The 3,109-nt window shown below is 54.7% G+C and carries 3 protein-coding genes; 1 reads left to right on the plus strand and 2 read right to left on the minus strand.

What is annotated here, in order from left to right:
- The first annotated feature begins 68 nt into the window (after positions 1-68).
- Positions 69-470 (plus strand): tyrosine-type recombinase/integrase, encoded by a 402-nt coding sequence (locus EK23_RS21165; RefSeq protein ID WP_327037081.1) that lies wholly within the window; start codon positions 69-71, stop codon positions 468-470.
- A gap of 263 nt (positions 471-733) precedes the next feature.
- Here EK23_RS21165 and EK23_RS21170 read toward each other — a convergent pair whose 3' ends face one another.
- Positions 734-1,759 carry an alpha/beta fold hydrolase gene (locus EK23_RS21170; RefSeq protein ID WP_082054415.1) on the minus strand — a complete coding sequence of 342 codons (1,026 nt, stop codon included), beginning with the start codon at positions 1,757-1,759 and terminating at the stop codon, positions 734-736.
- A 96-nt stretch (positions 1,760-1,855) separates the two neighbouring features.
- Positions 1,856-2,260 carry a VOC family protein gene (locus EK23_RS21175; RefSeq protein ID WP_045227388.1) on the minus strand — a complete coding sequence of 135 codons (405 nt, stop codon included), beginning with the start codon at positions 2,258-2,260 and terminating at the stop codon, positions 1,856-1,858.
- Positions 2,261-3,109 lie beyond the last annotated feature (849 nt).

The raw sequence follows: 3,109 nt of genomic DNA on the forward strand, positions 1-3,109 counted from the left end.
CGTTTCGATGAAGCTTCGCACCTCTATCAAAACGGGTAACCCCACCTCGCGGCAAGGAACTCTGTCAGATCAAGTCTGAACTTCTACACATCATGCAACAGAGGACTCACCGTCCAGTCCAGTTCGAAATCACCGAGCAGACCCGCGATGCTCTGAAGTCTTGGATCGAGAAGTGCCGACTGAAGGCGGACCAGTTCCTTTTTCCAAGCCGTCTGCATGATTCACCGCACCTATCGACCCGGCAATATGCACGTATCGTAGAGGGCTTGGTCAAGTCCATCGGTTTGGACCCAGCCGCATACGGGACCCACACGATGCGTCGAACCAAGGCGACCTTGATCTACCGGAAAACCAAGAACCTCAGGGCCGTGCAATTGCTACTTGGCCACTCGAAACTTGAAAGTACCGTCAGATATCTCGGCATCGAGGTCGATGACGCCCTGGAAATTTCCGAACAGACGGAGGTTTAATCCAATTCCCGCCAGCGACCGGCTCCGGTTGGTCGCTGGCAAACCGGCTAAATCAATGGAGCAGCCATTCCAAATTCGGCAAAGCCACAGACACCGGTCAGTCGCCGATCATTAACGCCAGCCGTACCTTCGGCCTAAACGGTCATTCGCTTGGCTCCAAACCGGCCGTTCACCAATGGCAGCTTTCTTCGAATTCTAAATCGGTAGATCTGTTAAGAGCTGACGCTCGGCATATGCTCGCTTTACGACTTCAACGCTCAGCATCAGCGGCGGCGCGTAGCGCCGTCCGTTGCATGCTGTTGTCGGGCCCCACCTTCGCTACTCGCAAATACTTTGCTTAGAAAGCGAAGAACGTGCTGAGCGACCTCTATGGGCTTCTCTTCAACCGCAAAATGGCCCGCATCAAGCAAGTGCAGTTCCGCGCCCGGAACATCTCTAAGATAGGCCGTTGCACCCGCGGCGACGAATGCCGGATCATTTTTCCCCCAAACAATCAATGTTGGCGGGCGCCGTTCGCGTAGGAACACCTGCCATTTTGGGTATGCGAGAAGGTTGTTGTAGTAGTCCTGAAACAGTTGAACCTGAATTCGCTTATCAGCTTCCGTGGCGAGAAACGCAAGATCGTGCGTCCAGCTATCCGGACTGACAATGTCTTCCTTGCCTTTGACATCTCGCAGGTATTGTCGGTTGATGATGGCTTCCCGGCTCACGAACTCAAAGAGTAATGCCACCTGTTTCGGTGAACGATCCTGATGGGCTGCCTTGAAGAACTCGCGTCTTGCATCCGTCAAACCATCAAGATAGGCATTCGCGTTCTGAACGATTAGTGCCTGCAGCGAATCCGGAGATTGCAGCATCACCCGATAGCCGACCGGTGCTCCAAAATCCTGAATGTAGATGGCATATTTGTTAATCTTCAGCGTGCGAAGCAAACCGAGAACGTGTTTTGCGAGGAGATCAAAGGTATACCTCGTATGCTCAGGGCTCGGATGGTCGCTGTAGCCAGATCCGAGGTAGTCCGGTGCAATGATGTGGAAAGAGCCGGATAGCAGCGGTATCAATTCCCTATAAGTGTGCGAAGACGAGGGGAACCCATGCAGCAGGACGATGGTGGGGTTCCTGCGATCTCCCGCTTCCCGGTAGAAAATCCTGTTACCCTCAACCTCCAGATATCGATAGTATGTCTTGGCTGGCCACTGAAGCTGTTGGTCTGCGAGAACAACGGAGCACGAAGAACACATCGCTAGTGCGATTGTGAGGCTGCACAGAACACGAGCTGAAAGTTTCATGGTTATGTCCGTGAGTTCGATGCCCAAAGCCCGAATTAAGCCGATCCGCGAAGCAGCTTCGGCTTGAATGAATTGTTAGGCGCCGCTACTGCGAAGTCAGATATGCGACTGTGTGGGCTGAAGCAGATCCCACATGTTGCCGTAGAGATCCAGGAATACCGCCACCGTGCCATATGGCTCCTCTTTCGGCTCTCGGACAAATACGACTCCTTTGGCTCTATATGACTCGTAATCACGCCAGAAGTCATCCGTGTAGAGAAATAGAAATACGCGACCGCCGGTTTGACCACCAATATGCGACTCCTGTTCGGGGGTTGATGCCCGAGCAAGAAGCAGTTGTGATTCGCTCGCGCCTGGCGGGGATACGACGACCCAGCGCTTGGATTGCTCTGGAACGAAAGTGTCTTCGACAAGCCGAAAGCCAAGCGTGCCAATAAAGAATGCGAGAGCTTCGTCGTAATCGCGGACGACGAGGGATACAAGACCGAGAGATTGTTTCATTAGAGGCTGTGTGTGAGTTTAACTAGACGCCTAACGTTTGAGCTGAGGGCGACCGCGACGGCTTGGTGCCAGGGCGGCTAGCCCGATGATGAGCTTAGCGGGTTGGCCGCTCTGGCACCAAGCCGTTGTGAGTCGCCTCGAGCGAAGGGTTAGACGTCACTGCGTTGCGGAGGCAGGCCGCAAGCCAGAGCGCAAGGCTGCGCTTATGTCGCTGGGCAGACTGGCTACGCCTTTGACAACGCCTGGGCCGCCATGGCGCCATTGGACTGTGAACTCACTCGCTTGGTTGGCTGATTGCAACTGACGGGAAGTGACCTGGAGAACAACCTCAGTGCCTCCCTCGACGAGCGATGCCGAAGACAGCAACTTGACCACAGGCCCGAGTTCGCGAACAGCGATCGTGACCACAGTGTTGAACTGGCTGTTGGACGAACCGAGTTCCGCATTGACGGTTGAAGGGCTGAGATTGCTCACACGGCGAAGCTCTGCGCGAGCGAAGCAGCCGGAGCCCGCAAAGAAACTACTGAGACCAGACGCTGCGGCTTCTTCACGCGCTGCAACATCCTTCTGATCTGGCCGCCACTGCGGCGCCCAAAGAACAAGTGCTGTCGCTGAATGGTCGCAAACTTGCGCTTGAGGTGACGGCGAAAGCGTGACTTCCGTGCTGGCGCAGGCAGACAGCAGCAAAGCGAGCAGACTGACCACGTTGGCATATCGCGCCGAAGTTCCCATGTGACGCCTAACAATTGATTGAATTGTAGAAGTCGCGACCTGATCTGACAGTTACCCGTTTTGGGTGCGCTGGGTTGTCAGATCAGATTCAACTGACCGACTTTCTGGTTCCACACC

It is taken from the genome of Methyloterricola oryzae (genome assembly GCF_000934725.1).
Classification (GTDB): domain Bacteria; phylum Pseudomonadota; class Gammaproteobacteria; order Methylococcales; family Methylococcaceae; genus Methyloterricola; species Methyloterricola oryzae.